Source organism: Acidovorax sp. 62 (assembly GCF_002754495.1).
Classification (GTDB): Bacteria; Pseudomonadota; Gammaproteobacteria; order Burkholderiales; family Burkholderiaceae_C; genus Acidovorax.
The window spans coordinates 1,568,732-1,587,046 of record NZ_PEFJ01000001.1; the positions used below are offsets into that span (position 1 = coordinate 1,568,732).

Sequence of the window (18,315 nt, forward strand, 5' to 3'; positions counted from 1 at the left end):
CGTTTTCGCCCTTGACCGCATTCAACCGGAGATTGTCCCCATGACCCCATTCCGTCTTGCCGTGATCGCTGCGGCCGCCTTGCTGGCCGTCAGCGCCCAGGCCCAGAACCTGTCCATCGCCTTTGCCGACCCCATCTCGTCGGTGGACCCGCAGCTAAACAACCATGCGGGCGACCGCTCGTTGGCGCTGCACTTCTGGGATTCGATCATTAACTCGCGCGACGGCGGCAAGCTGGAGCCCGCACTGGCTTCGAGCTGGAAATCGCTCGATGAAAAGACCTGGGAGTTCAAGCTGCGCAGCGACATCCAGTGGCAAGACGGCAAGGCCTTCTCGGCCGACGACATCGTGTATTCGTTCACCCGGGCGCGCAACGTGCCGGGCTCCGTCGCGTCGTATGCCGGTGCGCTGCGCACGGTGGAATCCGTCACCGCCAAAGACGCCCACACGGTCATCGTCAAGACCAACACCCCCAACCCCATGCTGCCGCTGGAGATTGCCTCCATCTACATCGTGAGCAAGCATGTGGGCGAGAAGAGCAAGACCGAGGACTACAACGCAGGCCGCGCTGTGGTGGGCACAGGCCCATACAAGTTTGTCTCGTTCACGCCGGGCGACCGCACCGTGTTTGAGCGCAACCCTGGCTACTACGGCCCCAAGCCCGAGTGGGAGAAGGTCACCTACCGCTTCATCAACAACGGTGCCGCCCGAACTGCCGCACTTCTGGCGGGCGATGTGGACGTGATCGACAAGGTGGCCGTGACCGATGTGGAGAAGCTGCGCAAGACGCCCACCGTGAGCGTGTACACCTACCCCGGCCTGCGCGTGCTGCTGCTGCAGCCCAGCTTCAAGCCCGGTGCCAACGAATTCATCACCGACAACGCGGGCAAGCCACTGGCCGAGAACCCGCTGCGCGACCAGCGTGTGCGCCAGGCCCTGTCGGTGGCCATCAACCGCAAGGCGTTGGCCGACCGCGTGCTGCAAGGCACCGTGACCGAAGCCAACCAGTGGATGCCCAAGGGCAGCTTTGGCTACAACCCCGAGGTCAAAGACATTGCCTACAACCCCGAGCAGGCCAAGAAGCTGCTGGCCGATGCGGGGTTGGCCCAGGGCTTTCAGATCACCATCCACGTGCCCGGCGACCGCTACCCCCAGGCGCCTGAAACAGTGCAAGCTGTGGCCCAGTTCTGGAGCCGTGTGGGCGTGAAGACCAAGGTGGAGGTGGTGCCATGGGCCGCGTACTCCAGCCGCGCCAACAAAAACGACTACGCCGTGAGCGTGATCGCCTGGGGCAATGGTACGGGCGAGGCAGGCTATGGCCTGCTGCAAACCCTGGCCACCACCGACGCCAAACGCGGCCGGGGCGCCAACAACTGGGGGCGTTACAGCAATGAATCGGTGGACAAGGCGCTGGATGCTGCCACGGTGGAATTCTCGGCCGACCGCCGCTCCGCCATTTTCCGCCACGCGGCCAAGCTGGTGACGGACGACGTGGGCCACATCCCGTTGTTCCACTACCAAAACATCTGGGCCGCCAAAAAGGGCCTGAAGGTTACCCCGCTGCTGAGCGACCGCACCACGGCGCTGCAGGTCACGCGCGCGGCCAAGTAATCGGCCCACATCACAGAACAGCACCAAGGCGGCACCCCGTATGACGGCTTTGCTCACCATCACGCCGCGGCACGCCTTGATCGACGTGCCGCGCCGCATCACCGTGCAGGGCCTGGCGCCCGGCGAGCGCATCACCCTGCACAGCACCACGGTGCGCGGCCCGGGCGTGCACTGGCGCGCCCAGGCCGACTTTGTGGCCGATGCGCAGGGCCAGGTAGACCTGCAGCGCGATGCGCCTGTGGAAGGCAGCTACGAGGGCGTATCGCCCATGGGGCTGGTGTGGTCGCAAGTGCCAGAGGGGGGCCGCGCCCCGCGCGAGCTGTTTGCCACCGAGCCCTCGGCTGCACTGACCACCACCATCAGCGCCACACGCCAAGGCGCTGGCGCAGGCTCAATCGCTGAAGCTGACCTGGTGCAACTGCTGGCAGGCGAGGGCGTGACGCGGCGCGAGGTGCGCGAGGACGGCTTGGTGGCCACGTTGTTCACCCCCGCACCGCGTGTGGATGGCCTAGCGCCGCCAGTGATCGTGGTGCTCAACGGATCGGGGGGCGGGCTCAACGAGCCGCGTGCTGCGCTGTATGCATCGCACGGCTACGCAGCCATGGCGCTGGGCTACTTCAAGGCGCCGGGCTTGCCCGACTACATCTCCAACACACCGCTGGAGTATTTTGAAAACGCCCTGCAATGGGTGCATAGGCATCTGCAACCCCACCGGGGGCAGGTGGCGCTCAGCGGGCAGTCGCGCGGTGGCGAGCTGGTGCTGCTGCTGGGATCGATGTTTCCGCAATGGGTGTCTGCCGTCATTGCCTACGTGCCCGGCGCGGTGGTGCACAGCGCACAAAACGCCTGCGACCCGGCCCTGGGGCCCGACAGCCGCAACGGCCCCGCCTGGCTGTACCGGGGCCAGCCCCTGCCGCATCTGTGGCAAGCCAACCGCACGGCCACCTGGCAGCCATGGGACGAAGGCCCTGAGCCGCGCCGCCATGCCAACGCCTTGCTCACGGCGCTGCAGGATGCCGATGCGGTGGAGCGTGCTGCCATCGCGGTGGAACGCATTGCAGGCCCGGTGCTGCTGCTGTCGGCCAGCGACGACGGTTCTTGGCCATCGAGCCTGTACAGCCGCATGGTGGCTGACCGGCTGGCCCGCCACGGGCACCCCCATGCCGTGCAGCACCTGGACTTTGAGGGGGCAGGGCACTCCATCCTGTTCCCGTTTGTGCCCACCACGCAGCTGGTGTACGCCCATCCGGTGTCGGGGCGGCTCAGCACCACGGGCGGCTCGCCCGGGCCCAATGCTCGGGCCGACCAGCAGTCGTGGGCTGGGGTGCTCTCGTTTTTGAAGCAATCTTTCGGCGTCTGATTTGCGCTGGGGCCTGATTTTGTTTGAATTTTTTGATTGATTTTGGAGATCGAACCCATGTCCACCCCTGTCCCTTTATCCACTCCAGCACAGACTTCTGAGGACGTGATCGACCGCTTGCTGCAATGGCCCGCAGGCCACGCCACCCTGGCCGTGCGGCACCAGCGCGACAAAGTGGTGGTGGCCACGCAGGGCAGTTACGACGGGCTGTTCGATGCGGCGCTACCGGGCCCCAGCCTGGCCGAGCGGCTGCTGGTGGCGCTGAGCATTGCCGAGCTCTCGGGCAGTGCGGTGCTGGTGGCGCACTACCGCGCGCAACTGCAAACGCTGGCGGCTACGGCACCGCTCACGCCTGCGCAGCAGGCTGCGCTGGAGGGGCAGCCCCAGGATGGCGTGCAGGCAGACACGCGGCTGCATGCCATCCTGACCTTTGCCCGCACCCTGGCCCTGCGCCCGGTGGAGGGCGACAAGGCGGCGCTGCTGCGCCTGCCCGCCGCAGGCCTGAGCACCCCCGAGGTGGTCGCGCTGGCGCAGCTCATCGCGTTTGTGGCCTACCAGGTGCGCGTGGTGGCGGGCCTGCAGGCGCTGGCTGCCTTGCCCGTTGGCGGTGAGGCAGCGCAGACGGCGCCGGCGGCCGCTGAAGCCCCCTTTGTGCACCCCGCCCATCTGCCCAAGCCCGGCGAGCCCGTGCGCGTGAACGGCTACACCAGCGAGACCCTGGGTTGGAAGGCCTGGCTGCCCGTGCTGGCGCTGGAGCAGGCTTCGCCCGAGCAGCTGGCGGTGCTAGAGGCCAGCCACCCGGCCGCCAAGACATCGGACTACTACCTCACGCTGGTGCACCAGCCGCGCATCCTGCAAGAGCGCTCGGTGGCCTTCAACGCCATCATGTACGCGCCCGGTGGGCTCTCGCGGGCCGAGCGCGAGCTGGCCAGCGCCGTGGTCTCGCGCATCAACGGCTGCGTGTATTGCGCCTCCGTCCACGCCCAGCGGTTTGAGCAACTGGCCAAGCGCAACGATGTGATCTACCAGGTGTTCACCGATCCCCACGGTGCAGGCACCAACGCCCGCGAGCGCGCCATCGTGCAGGCATCGATCGACCTCACGCTGAACCCCGGCCAGTTCGGCGCAGCCCAGCTGCAAGCTGTGCAGGCGGCTGGCTTGTCGGCGCTGGAGGTGCTGGACCTCATCCACGCCGTGGCCATCTTTGCCTGGGCCAACCGGCTGATGCTGAACCTGGGCGAGGCGGTGGTGCCCGGCGGCTAAGAGCGGCTAACAAAACTCCCTGGCGTCGTTGTCTCGCCTTGTCGTACTACTTGTACTGCCTGCGGCGAAACGCCTAGCCAGGGCCGCTACGCTGAGTTTTGTTAGCCACTCTAAGAGGTGGCGGCAGGTGTGCATTGGCGTGAACGCTACACAGGCTGAGCTAACGCATTTGGGTGATAGGCAGGGCGGCGCTTTCGGTTCATAGTTTCACCACAGCATGCGCCTGCTGCAGTTTGCGGTGGCATGTGCTGATAAAGGCCTGAGGACTTGTTCGAAGAAAAGGTCTAGCCCAACCGAAGGAGACGCCATGTTCGCCCTGCCTTTTGTCAACACCCTGCACCATGCTCTCACCAACCACGCCTTTGGGCGTGGAGACCCCCAGCCCGCTAGCCCGGCGCCAGCGCCCGTTCCTGCCGCCGCGGCGGTGGCAGCCGACCGGGCAGGGGATGAAGCCCCGGACCTGGCGCAGCGGGTGCGGGATGTGGGCGAGTGGTAGCCCGCTTGATGCCCATGGGCAGCAGCGGCATGGCATAGCCAGCCGCGTTACAGCGGTTGCGCCATCACCACGCTGGGGTAGTTGGTGAAGGGCCTCCAGTCACACTCACCCACCACGCGGTAGCCCCAGGACGCGTACATGGCAATCAGCGCGGTCGCGGGCTGGGCGGTGTCCAGTGCCAAGGTGGTGGCGCCTGCTTGCCGCGCTGCGTCCAACAAGTGGGTGTGCAGCAGCTTGCCGTAGCCCTTGCCTTTGGCACTGGGGGCAATGCAGAACTGGCTGAGCGACCAGACCTGCGGGTCGCGGTACAGCACCACGGCAGACTCGGGCTGGGGCCGCCGCAGGGTGGCGGTGCCCACATAGTCGTCACCCTCCAGCATCACCAGCCCAATGCCCATGGCAAAGCGTTTGGCCGTGTCTTCTACCGTTTGGTGGGTGCCCCAGTAGCGCAAACCCTGTGCCGCATGCGGTGCGTAGGCTGCGTGGATGAGGGCGGTGATACTAGTCAGGTCGTCTTCAGCGCAGACGGGGCGAATCAACGGAGATGGATCTAAAGGCATGGTGGTCTGCACCGACGGTTAAAGCTTCAACGCCCAAGTCTCGCCAACCAAGTGCTGACCGAAACCATCGTAAGGCTCGGACTTGAGCAGCACAAAGCCGCGCCGCGCGTAGATGTGGCGGGCGGTGGTCAGGCAGCTGTTGGTCCAGAGCACCATTTTTTTGTAACCCTTGGCGCGGGCGAAGGCAATGCACTCGTCGGTGAGCCGTGACCCCAGCCCCAGGCCGCGTGCCGATGGCGCCAGGATCAGCATGCGCAGTTGGGCCACCGTGCGGCTTTTGCGCACCACAAACACGGCGCCCAGGCGTTCGCCGTCGCGTTCAGCGATCCAGCAGTGCTCCCACTGCGGCTGAAACTTGCGCACAAACTGCGCCGCAATATCGGCCACCAGGGCTTCAAACTGCCCGTTCCAGCCGTACTCGCGGGCGTACACCTCGCCATGCTGCTGCACCACCCAGCCCAGGTCGCCGGGGGCCAGCGCGCGAAGGGTGACGGGGCCGGGGGGCGTGGGGTGTGTCATGGTGGGCGGCAGGGTGTGGGTGGTCCATCAGTATAGAAACAGGCCCCCAACCTGAGGGGCCATCGGCCTGAACAGCGACAAAAACAGGCGGGCGCCGTAAAATCGCGGCCTCCCCACGATATGACTGTGGCCGCCAAGCTTCTTCGGCGGCCATTTCCATTTGCATGAACGCCCCCGTTGACGTCTCCTTTTTTGCGCGCGCCGCAAAGCCTTTGACCAGTTACCGTCCGTACTGGGCCAAACGCTTTGGCACGGCCCCGTTCTTGCCAATGAGCCGCGCCGAGATGGAGAAACTGGGCTGGGACAGCTGCGACATCATCCTGGTCACCGGCGACGCCTATGTGGACCACCCCAGCTTTGGCATGGCCGTGATCGGCCGCACGCTCGAAGCCCAGGGCTTTCGCGTGGGCATCATCGCCCAGCCCGACTGGCAAAGCGCCGACCCTTTCAAGGTGCTGGGCAAGCCCAACCTGTTCTGGGGCGTGACGGCGGGCAACATGGATTCGATGATCAACCGGTACACCGCTGACCGCAAGATCCGCAGCGACGATGCTTACACCCCCGGCGATGTGGGCGGCAAGCGCCCCGACCGCGCGGCCATCGTCTACAGCCAGCGCTGCCGCGAGGCGTTCAAGGACGTGCCCATCATCCTGGGCGGCATCGAAGGCAGCCTGCGCCGCATCGCCCACTACGACTACTGGAGCGACAAGGTGCGCCGCTCTATCGTGGTGGATGCCAAGTGCGACCTGCTGCTGTATGGCAACGCCGAACGAGCCCTGGTGGAGGTGGCCCACCGCCTGGCAGCGCGTGAACCCGTGGAGCAGATCACCGACGTGCGCGGCACGGCCTTTGTGCGCCGCCCCGACGACGAAAGCGGCAAGGGCTGGTTTGAGATCGATTCCACCACCGTGGACGAGCCCGGCCCGGTAGAAGCGCACATCAACCCCTACATGACCACCAGCGAGCAAGCCGCCTCGCAAGGGAGCACTTGCAGCAAAGAAGATGCTCCTGATTCAGGAGCTGCCAGCGCTGGTGGGACGGGCGCTAACGGCCAAATTGATGCCAATCCGGCGATCCAGCCCATCCAGTTTGTGCCCAACCCGGCACTGCGGGCCAAGCTGAAGGTGCCCCCGCGCGAGAAGACCGTGATCCGCCTGCCCAGCTACGAGCAGGTGAAAAGCGACCCCGTGCTCTACGCCCACGCCAACCGCGTGATGCACCTGGAAACCAACCCCGGCAACGCCCGTGCCATGGTGCAGGCGCATGGCGAAGGGGTCACGGCGCGCGACGTGTGGCTCAACCCGCCGCCCATCCCGCTGACCACGGCCGAGATGGACTACGTGTTTGATTTGCCCTATGCACGCGGCCCGCACCCGAGCTATGCCGACGAGAACGGCAGCCACGACCACGGCACCAAGATCCCCGCGTGGGAGATGATCCGCTTCTCGATCAACATCATGCGCGGCTGCTTCGGCGGCTGCACCTTCTGCTCCATCACCGAGCACGAAGGCCGCATCATCCAGAGCCGGTCCGAAGATTCCATCATCCAGGAGATCGAGGACATCCGCGACAAGGTCAAAGGCTTCACCGGCACCATCAGCGACCTGGGTGGCCCCACGGCCAACATGTACCGCCTGGGCTGCCGCAGCCCCGAGATCGAAGCCGCCTGCCGCAAGCCCAGCTGCGTGTACCCCGGCATCTGCCAGAACCTCACCACCGATCACGGCCCGCTCATCAAGATCTACCGCCGTGGCCGCGCGCTCAAGGGCATCAAGAAGATCCTGATCGGATCGGGCCTGCGCTACGACCTGGCCGTGAAATCGCCCGAGTACGTGAAGGAGCTGGTGCAGCACCACGTGGGCGGCTACCTCAAGATCGCGCCCGAGCACACCGAGCAGGGCCCGCTCACCAAGATGATGAAGCCGGGCATCGGCAGCTACGACAAGTTCAAGCAGCTGTTTGAAAAGTTCAGCGAAGAGGCGGGCAAGAAGCAGTTCCTGATCCCGTACTTCATCGCCGCGCACCCAGGCACCAGCGACGAGGACATGATGAACCTCGCCATCTGGCTCAAGAAGAACGGTTTCCGTGCCGACCAGGTGCAGACCTTCTACCCCAGTCCCATGGCCACGGCCACGGCCATGTACCACTCAGGCCGCAACACGCTGACCCGCGTGCGCCGCCAGATGCGCGACGCGGCCGAAGAGTCGGTGGACATCGTGCGCGGTGAAAAGCGCCGCCGCCTGCACAAGGCCTTCTTGCGCTACCACGACCCTAACAACTGGCCGCTGCTGCGCGATGCGCTCAAGGCCATGGGCAGGGCGGACTTGATCGGCAACGGCAAGCACCACCTGATCCCGACCTTCCAGCCCTTGACGGACGGTGGCTACCAAAGCGCACGGCGCAAAAACTCCACGCCTGTGGGCAAGCCCGCTGTGGCAGCTGTGCAAGGCAAAGCTGCAAAGCCCAGCCCGTCAGGCCAGCCCCAAAAGGGCCGCTTGCTCACGCAGCACACCGGCCTGCCGCCCCGTGTCACCGGTGGCGGCAAGCCGCCGGCACGCAAGCCCCGCTGATTGCACACGCAGCGTTTGCTATCAAAAAAGAAGCTGCCAGCGCTTATTAAATAAGCGCTGGCAGCTTCTTTTGCTTAAACCCTGCTGAGCCGGCAACGCCTTGTGGGGCGTCGCGCTACAGGGCTGCGCCGTGCGGTTTAGGCCACCGCTACCTGCGGGGTGGCATCGGCACTGGCATCGGCTAGCAGGTTGGCAATGCGAAAGCTCAGGTAATGGAATGCGGCTGTGGCACCAGCGGCTTGCAGCACGTTGGCCAGGGCCTGGGTGTCGGCCTCGGCGTCGCTCACGGTGATGAGCAGACCGTGGTGCCCCTGGCGGGCCAGGGCGCCCATGCGGCGCAGGTGTTCGCCCTCCAGCCCCGTGGTGGGCAAGGTGCCGCCCGCGGCCCCTTCGGTGCGCACCAGGTCTTGCAAGATGATTTCTGGGCGGGCGTAGGCGGTCTCACCGGTGTTGGGCAGGGCTTCCAGCTCTGCCGCCACCTGGCGCACACAGCCTTCGTCCGGAAAGAGGGCAAACACATGGCCTGTGGGGTAGAACATGCCGCCAGCCTGGGTCAGGGTGGAATCGATGACGAGGGGTTTCATGGGCGTCTCCCGTAAAGGTTTCAGAACCTTGGATTGGATCGTGGGAGGGCGCCGGGCTATGTAGGCCAAGAGGCTGGACGCTTGTCGGCGGCAAGCACCTAGTGTCCTGAGTGGGAGATTCGTTTCATAAAGATGCCGAGAATCGCCGCCATGCTGCGTTGCAAATCCTCGCGATAGCTACGGCTATCGCTGCGGTTTGCGCCTTGCCTGACGACGATTTCGACCTCTTTATTTCATCAACGAGCTGCCAACTCAGGACACTAGCGCCTTCAGCACTGCATGTGGGGAAATCCTGCAATATTTGCCTCTAGGGCTTATGCAATAAGCGCTGGCAGCTATCAATTTTGAAAATAGGCTAGCACTGCCCAGTGCACGCCGCCGGGGGGGCGGCTTAGCCCAGCTGTGAACCCAGCCAGCCACTCACCCACGCCCCCAGGGCCGCGCAGTGCAACACGATGGTGAGCCAGTACATGGCGCGGAACGCCGCCTTGCTGGATTTGTGGCGCATGCTTTGTTGCGCGAGCCAGGCCGCGGGCCAGCCGCCCAACAGGCCGAGGGTGTGCAGGTTTTTCTCCGAGGTGCGCCAGCCGTCGCTCTGGGCAGCATTTTTGTCTGCTGCATACACCCACAGGGTCAGCGCATTCAGGGCCACCAGGGCGCCGAGCACCCACAGGGGCAAGCGCTGCGTCCACAGTCCCCAAGCGAGCATGCCCGCCCACAGCAGCATGAGCGCGTAAGCCAGCCCAGCGCCCGCCGCGGGTCGGCCGCCGCCCGCACGGGCTCGGGCCGATGGGTGCAACGGGCGCGCTGCCGAGCGAGGGGCACGGGCGGTATCGGGGTGGGGCAATGCTTTGCTGGCGGTGGGGCGTGGGCGTTGCCCGTTACGCGCAGCACCCGGCGAACGGGGGCTGGGCGCCGCAGTGGCCATAGCCCCCGCGGGCTGCACCGCCACGGCACGTGGGCCTTTGCCGCCCACATGCACGTCGTCATACACCACCGCCATCCCCTCGCGTGGGGGTGTGGTGCTGCGAAAGTCCTTGAGGTGAAAAAACACATCGGCCGTGCCGCCAGGGCTGCGAATGAAGCCGAACGCGCGGGTGCTGTCCCAGCGGGTGATGGTGCCTTGCTTTTGCATGCCGAAAATACGGAGAACAGGGTTGAAGGGGGGCGCAATCTGTGCTCAAGGCAGCGTGTGCAGCGGAATGTCCTGCGTTTGCGCCAGCGCATCCAGTTGGGCGCGTGTCTGGGTGGCGATGAAGGCGGCCACCGCCACATGGGTGGCTGGGGCGCGCAAGGTGGCGGCATCGCCCTGTGCGGGCAGGCCTGCGGCGGCACACAGGCGGGCGGCAAAGTGGGGTTCCAGCGCAGCCACGGCCACGCGGCCATTGGCGCAGGGGTAGATGCGGTAGCCCGCGTGCGCTCCGCCCACGTCACCGTCTGGGGTGGTCAGCCCCCAGTGGTGTGGCTGGGCCAGCCAGGCTGCAGCGTCGGCCAGGGCCACTTCCAGCTGCTGGCCTTCGCCGGTCTGAGCGCGGCCCAGCAGGGCTTGCAGTACGGCCTCGCTGGCCATCAGGGCGCCGCCCATGTCGGCGTAGAGCGTGGGGGGCATGTCGGTGCCTGCCAACAAGCCTGCGTCGGCCAGGTAGGTGAGGTCGTGGCCGGGCTCTTCGGCACGCGTGCCTGCGGCCCCCACGATCTGCACCACCGATAAGCGGGGGTAGCGCGCATGCAATGCCGCCCAGCCCAGGCCCAGCTTGGCCAGGGCCGATGGGCGAAAGGAGGTGATCAGCACGTCGGTGCGCGCCAGCTCGGCATGCAGCGTGGCCTGGCCGTCGTCCGTCTTGAGGTGGGCCTGCAGCACGGCGATGCCCTGGTGCATGTCGCTGTAGGCCTGGGGGCTGTACAGCGCCATGGGGTCAGCGCTGGGGTGGGGCGGGGTGGCGGGTGCTTCGAGCTTGGTGCAGATGGCGCCCATGCGTGCACAGCGCAGCAAGGCGGCGGGGCCAGGCAGGTTGAGCGCCAGGCTCAGGATGCGGGTGCCGCGCAGCGGCTGGAAGGGCAGGGTGGGCATGGCAAATGGGGGAATGGCGGGCAATTGAAGGGGCTGAGAACCCAGTGAAAGAAGGAACTTTGCCTGGGGCGCGGCGTCCTTCACCGGGTTATACATAATTTGTTACGGTAGCTCCCTTCGCCTTTGCCCTATGCAACGCAGAACCTCTTTGGCCGCCCTGGCAGGGCTGGCCGCTTCCTCGGGAGCCTTCATGACCTCTTTGTCCAGCGCAGCGGGCTTGCCGCTGCTGCAAGCCCTCAAGCCATCGCCCCGCATGCCGGTGCTGTTTGTGGGCCATGGCAGCCCCATGAACGCCATTGAAGACAACGCGTGGCGCCGCAGCTGGCAGGCCGTGGGCAGCGAGCTGCTGGCCCGCGCCGTGCAGCCGCAGTTGATCTTGTGCGTATCGGCCCACTGGCTCACAAGCGGCGGCTGGCAGCTCACGGGCATGGCCAGCCCCAAGACCATTCACGATTTTGGTGGCTTTCCTCAGGAATTGTTTGACCAGCAGTACCCAGCCCCCGGTGCCCCTGCCGTGGCCCGTGGCCTGGCAGCTGAGCTGAAGTCTCCTGCCACCGGCACGGCACTGGGCGTGGATGAGAGCGAGTGGGGTCTGGACCACGGGACTTGGTCGGTGCTCAAGCCCATGTTCCCCAAGGCCCATATCCCGGTGCTGCAGCTGAGCATGGACTACAGCCGCCCGCCTGCCGAGCATTACGCGCTGGGCCAGCAGCTTCAACGCCTGCGCGAGCGCGGGGTGCTGATTGTGGGCAGCGGCAACATCGTGCACAACCTGCGCGTTACGCGCCGGGGCAGCGCCGCCAACGAGGCTTATGACTGGGCTGCCGAGTTCGACACCGTGGTGCAAGAGCAGATCAAGAAAGGCCAGCTGGGCGCGTTGCAGGACTTTCTGGGCCTGGGTGCCGTCGCCAAACAGGCGCACCCCACGCACGAGCACTACCTGCCTCTTCTGTACGCCGCAGGCGCTGTGCAGCCCACGGAGATGCCACGGTTTTTCAACACAGGCTACCAGTCGGCATCGATTTCGATGCGGTCGGTGCTGTGGGGGTGAGGGAAGATTGCTCTTTTTTTGATAGCTGCTAGCGCTTATGTTTAAAGCGCTAGTGGCCTAAAAGACATAAATTCTATGAGTGGCTGGGCTGGTCATCAGCCAGCGTCTCCTGAATGTCCAGCCAAGTCCAGCGCTCTTGGTAGCTTTGCGCCTTGGCCTTGAACAACGGCAAGTGTGGGCACTGCGGGTTGGGGCGCAAAATGCCGCTATACAACTCCTGCAGACCATAGGGCGCATACAGGGCAGGCGCTGCGGCCCGCGCTGCGGGTTGCAAGCCTACGCAGGTGCAGGGCACCAGAAACCGCTCAATCCCCTGGCGGGCAGACTGCAACGCTTCGTAGGGGTAGCCGAACCACTGTTCGTACCAAAGGTGCACGCGGGCCTGGTTCTTGGCCTCCACGGTGATGGGAAGGTCGGCAAAGAGGGCGGAGACACGGGCTTGCACCTGCTGCTCTGCCGCTTCAGACATATCTGACGCATCAAAGTAAAACAGGTCGTAGTCCTTGATATGCGCCGTGGGTGCAAAGCCGCAGTGCAGGTTCCACACTGTCTGAAAGAGGCAGCCAGCCACCAACCATGCATCCGGCAGGCCCAAAAGCGGCAAACGCTCCAGAATGGCCGCGTTGTGCGGGTTCTGGAGCGTTTCGCTCGTGAATCGGCGCCGAAGCGCCGCTTCTTCAGTCAGATCAGATGACCTTGGCAATGGCCTGGCAGACGTAGTCGATGTTCTTGCTGTTGAGCGCAGCCACGCACATGCGGCCTGTGTCCGTGCCGTACACGCCGAACTCGCTGCGCAGGCGCACCATTTGGTCTTTGGACAGGCCGGAGTAGCTGAACATGCCGATCTGGGTGGTGATGAAGGACATATCCTTGGTCACGCCAGCGGCCTTCAGGCCATCAACCAGCTTTTGGCGCATGGCCTTGATGCGCACGCGCATTTCGCCCAGTTCCTTTTCCCACAGGGTGCGCAGTTCGGGGTTGCCCAGCACAGCGGCCACGATGGCGCCACCGTGGGTGGGTGGGTTGGAGTAGTTGGTGCGGATGGCGATCTTCAGCTGGCTCAGCACGCGGTCGGTTTCTTCCTTGCTGCTGCCGACCACGCTCAGGGCCCCCACGCGCTCGCCGTACAGGCTGAAGCTCTTGGAGAAGCTGGTCGACACGAAGATGTTCAGGCCGGCGGCCACGAACTTGGCGATCACGGCGCCGTCTTCAGCGATGCCGTAGCCAAAGCCTTGGTAGGCCATGTCCAAGAAGGCAGTGAGGTTGCGTTCCTTCACCACGGCAATCACTTGCTCCCATTGGGCAGCGGTGATGTCGTAGCCGGTGGGGTTGTGGCAGCAAGCGTGCAGCAGCACGATGGTGCCCGCCGCAGCGGCCTTCAGCTTGGCCAGCATGCCTTCGAAGTTGATGCCGCCCAGGCCGCCGTTGGCGCTTTGGTCGAAGTAGGGGTAGGTGTCCACCGGGAAGCCGGCGTTGGTGAACAGCGCGCGGTGGTTTTCCCAGCTGGGGTCAGAAATCAGCACGGTGGCGTTGGGGCTGATCTTCTTGAGGAAGTCGGCACCGATCTTCAGGCCGCCGGTGCCGCCAATGGCTTGCACGGTGGCCACGCGGCCGCTCTTGACGACGTCGGACTCAGCGCCGAAGACCAGGCCCTTCACGGCGGCGTCGTAGGCAGCAATGCCGTCGATGGGCAGGTAGCCACGGGCGGTGGGCTTGTCCATCATGGCTTTTTCAGCGGCTTGCACGCATTGCAGCAGGGGCAGCTTGCCGTTGTCGTCGAAATACACGCCCACGCCCAGGTTGACCTTGTTGGGGTTGGTGTCTGCGTTGAATTGTTCGTTCAGACCCAGGATGGGGTCGCGGGGGGCCATTTCGACGGCGGTGAACAGAGACATGAAAATCCTTGAAAGGTTGTCAGTAGCGAAGAATCCGGGCGTGGTGTACTGTGCCGGGTTCCGCCGATTTTAACGGCCTGCCCACACCAACCGTTGACGACATCCATGCTGGAATTGACTGAATCCATACCGCCCGCGCAAGAGGGCGAGTTCGTTCGCTTTCCTGATTCGCCTTTTGAGCTGTTTCAGCCGTACCCCCCTGCGGGCGACCAGCCCGAGGCCATTGCCAAGCTGGTAGAGGGGTTGCGGGATGGTGAGGCGTTTCAGACGCTGCTGGGTGTGACGGGCTCGGGCAAGACCTTCACCATGGCCAATGTGATCGCACGCATGGGTCGCCCCGCCATTGTGTTTGCGCCCAACAAAACACTGGCGGCGCAGTTGTACAGCGAGTTTCGCGAGTTCTTCCCCAAGAACGCTGTCGAGTACTTCGTGAGCTACTACGACTACTACCAGCCCGAGGCCTATGTGCCGCAGCGCGATCTTTTCATTGAGAAAGACAGCGCCATCAACGAGCACATTGAGCAGATGCGCCTGTCGTGCACCAAGAGCCTGATGGAGCGCAAAGACGTGGTCATTGTGGCCACGGTGTCTGCCATCTACGGTATTGGCGAGCCAGAGAGTTACCACCGCATGGTGATGACGCTGCGCAGCGGTGACAAGCTGGGCCAGCGCGATGTGATCGCCCAGCTGATCCGCATGCAGTACCAGCGCAATGAGGCGGATTTTTCGCGCGGCAAGTTCCGCGTGCGGGGCGACACCATCGATGTGTTTCCGGCCGAACATTCCGAGCTGGCCATCCGCATCGAGTTGTTTGATGACGAGATCGAGACTCTGCAGTTGTTTGACCCGCTCACGGGGCGCGTCAAACAAAAGATCCCGCGCTTTACCGTGTACCCCAGCAGCCACTACGTGACGCCACGCGACAAGGTGCTGGCGGCGGTGGAGACCATCAAGGTCGAGTTGGCAGAGCGCCTTAAGCAACTGGTGGGCGATGGCAAGCTGGTGGAGGCGCAGCGCCTGGAGCAGCGCACCCGGTTTGATCTGGAGATGCTGAGTGAAGTAGGGCACTGCAAGGGCATTGAAAACTACACGCGCCACCTTTCGGGCGCAGCGCCCGGCGACCCGCCCAGCACGCTGACCGACTACATGCCCAAAAACTCTCTGATGTTCCTGGACGAGAGCCACCAGATGATCGGGCAGCTCTCGGCCATGTACAACGGCGACCGGGCGCGCAAGACCACGTTGGTCGAGTACGGGTTTCGCCTGCCTTCGGCCATGGACAACCGACCCCTTAAGTTTGAAGAGTTTGAGCAGCGCATGCGACAGGCCATCTTTGTGACGGCCACCCCGGCCGACTATGAAAAGACGCACTCCGGCCAGGTCGTGGACCAGGTGGTGCGACCCACCGGGTTGGTTGACCCGATTGTGGAGGTGCGCCCCGCCACGCACCAGGTGGACGATGTGCTGCAGGAAATCCGCATCCGCGTTGAAAAGCACGAGCGCGTGCTCATCACCACACTGACCAAGCGCATGGCCGAGCAGCTGACGGACTACCTTACCGACAACGGGGTGAAGGTGCGCTACCTGCACAGCGATGTGGACACGGTGGAACGGGTGGAAATCATCCGCGATCTGCGTCTTGGGGCCTTTGATGTGCTGGTGGGTATCAACTTGCTGCGCGAGGGGCTGGACATTCCAGAGGTCTCGCTCGTGGCGATTCTGGATGCCGACAAAGAAGGCTTTTTGCGCGCCGAGCGCAGCCTGATCCAGACCATTGGCCGGGCGGCGCGCAACCTCAACGGCCGGGCGATTCTGTACGCAGACCGCATCACCGAGTCGATGAAAAAGGCCATGGGGGAGACGGAGCGCCGACGCATCAAGCAGATTGCGCACAACGAAGCCCACGGCATCACACCGCGCAGCATTGTCAAGAGGGTAAGAGACCTGATTGACGGGGTCTACAGCGAAAAAGCGGGCAAGGATGCCGAGCGGCTGGAGCAAGAAGCCATGCAGCGCGCCCAGGTGGAAGAAATGTCAGAGAAAGACATTGCCAAAGAAATCAAGCGCCTGGAAAAGCTGATGCTGGAGCATGCGCGGAACCTGGAATTTGAGCAGGCAGCCCGCGTGCGCGACCAATTGAGTCAACTCAAGGACCGCGCTTTCGGGGCGCATGGCGGAGACTCCGTGGCGCTGTGAGTCCCGGTCTTGTCCAGGTCAATACGTGGCTGGCGAATTCGTGACCCGTTGGTTTCTTAATCCGACCAATTCGATAGGGATTTGTGGTATACTCTTACAAAATACTCAAGAACAAAGCCCAACGATGAAGGGCTCCGTGGCAGGCAAAGCTGTGCGGAGTAAGGGGCGGAGACGGTGCCCGTGCTGACCACTCGCCAGCGCAGGCAGTTTCTTTAACGAACGAGCCTCAGCACAAGGAGCTTTCCATGCGTCTCACCACCAAAGGCCGGTTTGCAGTCACCGCCATGATCGACTTGGCCCTGCGCCAGAACAACGGCCCCGTCACACTGGCAGCCATCAGCCAGCGCCAACAAATTTCCCTGTCTTACCTTGAGCAGTTGTTCGGCAAGCTGCGCCGCCATGAATTGGTGGAATCCACCCGTGGCCCTGGCGGTGGATACACACTGGCCCGCAAGGCGGGCGAAATCACTGTCGCCGACATCATTGTCTCTGTGGATGAGCCCATTGATGCCACCCAATGCGGCGGCAAAGAAAACTGCCTGGGCGAAGCCGGTCGCTGCATGACCCACGAGCTGTGGGCATCGCTGAACCAGCGCATGGTGGAGTTTCTGGATTCGGTCACCCTCCAAAAGCTGGTTGATGAGCAACTGGCCAAGGGCGTGCAGATTGAAGACAAGCCGGTGGTGCGCCGCGCTATTTCCACCACGCCCGTGGTCAAACCCATCCGTGTGAACGCCCCCAACTCGGTGTTTGCACTCGGCAACGTTTTCGCCAAGTCCTGATGGGGCTGCGCTGAACAGGGCCTTGGGGCCGGCAGCGCCTTGAACGTTTTTCACTGTTTTCTCAACGCCAACCGTTTTTTGCTGCCAGCCAGAAACGCCAACTGAGCCAGCGATCCACATGACTCCTCACTTTCCTATTTATCTCGACTACGGTGCGACCACCCCTGTAGACCCACGCGTAGTGGATGCGATGATTCCCTGGTTGCGTGAGCATTTCGGCAACCCGGCTTCCCGCAGCCATGCCTGGGGCTGGGAAGCGGAAGAGGCCGTGGAAAACGCACGCGTCCAGGTGGCCGACTTGATTGGTGCCGACCCCCGCGAGATCGTCTGGACCAGCGGCGCCACAGAGTCGATCAATCTGGCCCTCAAGGGCGCAGCCCAGTTCTACAAAGGCAAGGGCAAGCACCTCATCACGCTCAAGACCGAACACAAAGCTGTGCTCGACACCATGCGTGAGCTGGAACGCCAAGGTTTTGATGTGACTTACCTGGATGTGCAGGAAGACGGCCTGGTCAACATGGACGCGCTGAAAGCGGCCATCCGCCCAGACACTATTCTGATCAGCATCCTGTTCGTGAACAACGAAATCGGCGTGATCCAGGATATTCCGGCCATCGGCTCTCTGTGCCGCGAAAAAGGCATCCTGCTGCATGTCGATGCTGCGCAGGCGACAGGGCGTGTGGAGATCGACATGGCCACGCTGCCGGTTGACCTGATGAGCATGACAGCTCACAAAACATACGGCCCCAAAGGCATTGGTGCTTTGTATGTGCGCCGCAAGCCCCGCGTGCGCCTCGAAGCCCAGATGCATGGCGGCGGTCACGAGCGCGGCATGCGTTCGGGCACCTTGCCCACGCACCAGATCGTGGGTATGGGCGAGGCCTTCCGCATTGCCAAGGAAGAAATGATCGAAGGCAATGCCAAGGCGCGCGCATTGCAGCAGCGCCTGCTGGACGGCCTGAAGGACATCGAGCAGGTGTTCATCAACGGCAGCATGGAACGCCGTGTGCCGCAAAACCTCAACATGAGCTTCAACTTCGTTGAAGGCGAATCGCTCATCATGGGCATCAAGGGCTTGGCCGTGTCGTCGGGCTCTGCTTGCACATCCGCCAGCCTGGAGCCCAGCTATGTGCTGCGCGCCCTGGGCCGCAGCGACGAATTGGCGCACAGCAGCTTGCGCATGACCATCGGTCGCTTCACGACCGAAGAAGAGATTGACTACGCGATTTCCACCATCCGCGAGAACGTGGCCCGGCTGCGTGAACTCAGCCCCCTGTGGGAGATGTTCAAGGATGGCGTGGATCTGAGCACCATTCAATGGGCCGCGCACTGAGCGCCCAAACCGACCAAAGGACTTGC

15 protein-coding genes and 1 pseudogene are annotated in these 18,315 nt (G+C 63.9%); 9 read left to right on the forward strand and 7 right to left on the reverse strand.

Going from position 1 to position 18,315, the window contains the following annotated elements; all coding sequences use genetic code 11:
• The first annotated feature begins 40 nt into the window (after positions 1 to 40).
• The 4 genes from CLU86_RS06985 to CLU86_RS07000 all read left to right on the forward strand — a co-directional run bounded on the left by CLU86_RS06985 (position 41) and on the right by CLU86_RS07000 (position 4,728).
• Complete coding sequence (locus CLU86_RS06985; protein ID WP_099743369.1) at positions 41 to 1,609, forward strand: ABC transporter substrate-binding protein; 1,569 nt, start codon at positions 41 to 43, stop codon at positions 1,607 to 1,609.
• A gap of 40 nt (positions 1,610 to 1,649) precedes the next feature.
• Positions 1,650 to 2,969, forward strand: a complete 1,320-nt coding sequence (locus CLU86_RS06990) for an acyl-CoA thioesterase/bile acid-CoA:amino acid N-acyltransferase family protein (protein WP_099741106.1) — start codon at positions 1,650 to 1,652, stop codon at positions 2,967 to 2,969.
• Positions 2,970 to 3,026: 57 nt separating this feature from the next.
• On the forward strand, positions 3,027 to 4,232 hold the full coding sequence (locus CLU86_RS06995) for a peroxidase-related enzyme (RefSeq protein WP_099743370.1): 1,206 nt from the start codon (positions 3,027 to 3,029) through the stop codon (positions 4,230 to 4,232).
• 307 nt (positions 4,233 to 4,539) lie between these two features.
• Complete coding sequence (locus CLU86_RS07000) at positions 4,540 to 4,728, forward strand: hypothetical protein (protein ID WP_099741107.1); 189 nt, start codon at positions 4,540 to 4,542, stop codon at positions 4,726 to 4,728.
• A 47-nt stretch (positions 4,729 to 4,775) separates the two neighbouring features.
• On the opposite strand, the gene CLU86_RS07005 is transcribed toward CLU86_RS07000, so the two are convergent.
• Both CLU86_RS07005 and CLU86_RS07010 read right to left on the reverse strand, forming a co-directional pair.
• Complete coding sequence (locus CLU86_RS07005) at positions 4,776 to 5,288, reverse strand: GNAT family N-acetyltransferase (protein WP_099743371.1); 513 nt, start codon at positions 5,286 to 5,288, stop codon at positions 4,776 to 4,778.
• 18 nt (positions 5,289 to 5,306) lie between these two features.
• Positions 5,307 to 5,774, reverse strand: a pseudogene (locus tag CLU86_RS07010) (GNAT family N-acetyltransferase); the annotation flags it as partial.
• A 197-nt stretch (positions 5,775 to 5,971) separates the two neighbouring features.
• On the opposite strand from CLU86_RS07010, the gene CLU86_RS07015 reads away from it, so the two are divergent.
• Positions 5,972 to 8,377 (forward strand): YgiQ family radical SAM protein, encoded by a 2,406-nt coding sequence (locus tag CLU86_RS07015; RefSeq protein ID WP_099741108.1) that lies wholly within the window; start codon positions 5,972 to 5,974, stop codon positions 8,375 to 8,377.
• 137 nt (positions 8,378 to 8,514) lie between these two features.
• Here CLU86_RS07015 and CLU86_RS07020 read toward each other — a convergent pair whose 3' ends face one another.
• From CLU86_RS07020 to CLU86_RS07030, 3 genes are all read right to left on the reverse strand, one after another.
• Complete coding sequence (locus CLU86_RS07020; protein ID WP_233194857.1) at positions 8,515 to 8,961, reverse strand: hypothetical protein; 447 nt, start codon at positions 8,959 to 8,961, stop codon at positions 8,515 to 8,517.
• Positions 8,962 to 9,352: 391 nt separating this feature from the next.
• Positions 9,353 to 10,096 carry a DUF1294 domain-containing protein gene (locus CLU86_RS07025; RefSeq protein WP_099741109.1) on the reverse strand — a complete coding sequence of 248 codons (744 nt, stop codon included), beginning with the start codon at positions 10,094 to 10,096 and terminating at the stop codon, positions 9,353 to 9,355.
• Between the two features lie 45 nt (positions 10,097 to 10,141).
• Positions 10,142 to 11,032 carry a CoA transferase gene (locus CLU86_RS07030; protein WP_099743373.1) on the reverse strand — a complete coding sequence of 297 codons (891 nt, stop codon included), beginning with the start codon at positions 11,030 to 11,032 and terminating at the stop codon, positions 10,142 to 10,144.
• A gap of 148 nt (positions 11,033 to 11,180) precedes the next feature.
• On the opposite strand from CLU86_RS07030, the gene ygiD reads away from it, so the two are divergent.
• Positions 11,181 to 12,083, forward strand: a complete 903-nt coding sequence (ygiD, locus tag CLU86_RS07035; protein WP_099741110.1) for a 4,5-DOPA dioxygenase extradiol — start codon at positions 11,181 to 11,183, stop codon at positions 12,081 to 12,083.
• Positions 12,084 to 12,156: 73 nt separating this feature from the next.
• On the opposite strand, the gene CLU86_RS07040 is transcribed toward ygiD, so the two are convergent.
• Together CLU86_RS07040 and CLU86_RS07045 are read right to left on the reverse strand one after the other, a co-directional pair.
• The gene (locus CLU86_RS07040) at positions 12,157 to 12,786 is read right to left on the reverse strand and encodes a nucleotidyltransferase family protein (RefSeq protein ID WP_099741111.1); all 630 of its coding nucleotides are present in this window, start codon (positions 12,784 to 12,786) and stop codon (positions 12,157 to 12,159) included.
• On the reverse strand, positions 12,770 to 13,978 hold the full coding sequence (locus CLU86_RS07045; protein ID WP_099741112.1) for an amino acid aminotransferase: 1,209 nt from the start codon (positions 13,976 to 13,978) through the stop codon (positions 12,770 to 12,772). Before CLU86_RS07045 ends, CLU86_RS07040 begins: the two co-directional genes overlap by 17 nt.
• A gap of 105 nt (positions 13,979 to 14,083) precedes the next feature.
• On the opposite strand from CLU86_RS07045, the gene uvrB reads away from it, so the two are divergent.
• The 3 genes from uvrB to CLU86_RS07060 all read left to right on the forward strand — a co-directional run bounded on the left by uvrB (position 14,084) and on the right by CLU86_RS07060 (position 18,289).
• Positions 14,084 to 16,174, forward strand: coding sequence for an excinuclease ABC subunit UvrB (uvrB, locus tag CLU86_RS07050; RefSeq protein ID WP_099741113.1), 2,091 nt, complete (start codon positions 14,084 to 14,086; stop codon positions 16,172 to 16,174).
• A gap of 245 nt (positions 16,175 to 16,419) precedes the next feature.
• Positions 16,420 to 16,956, forward strand: coding sequence for a Fe-S cluster assembly transcriptional regulator IscR (gene iscR / locus CLU86_RS07055; protein ID WP_099655408.1), 537 nt, complete (start codon positions 16,420 to 16,422; stop codon positions 16,954 to 16,956).
• 112 nt (positions 16,957 to 17,068) lie between these two features.
• Positions 17,069 to 18,289, forward strand: coding sequence for an IscS subfamily cysteine desulfurase (locus tag CLU86_RS07060; RefSeq protein WP_099741114.1), 1,221 nt, complete (start codon positions 17,069 to 17,071; stop codon positions 18,287 to 18,289).
• The last annotated feature ends 26 nt before the right edge of the window (positions 18,290 to 18,315 follow it).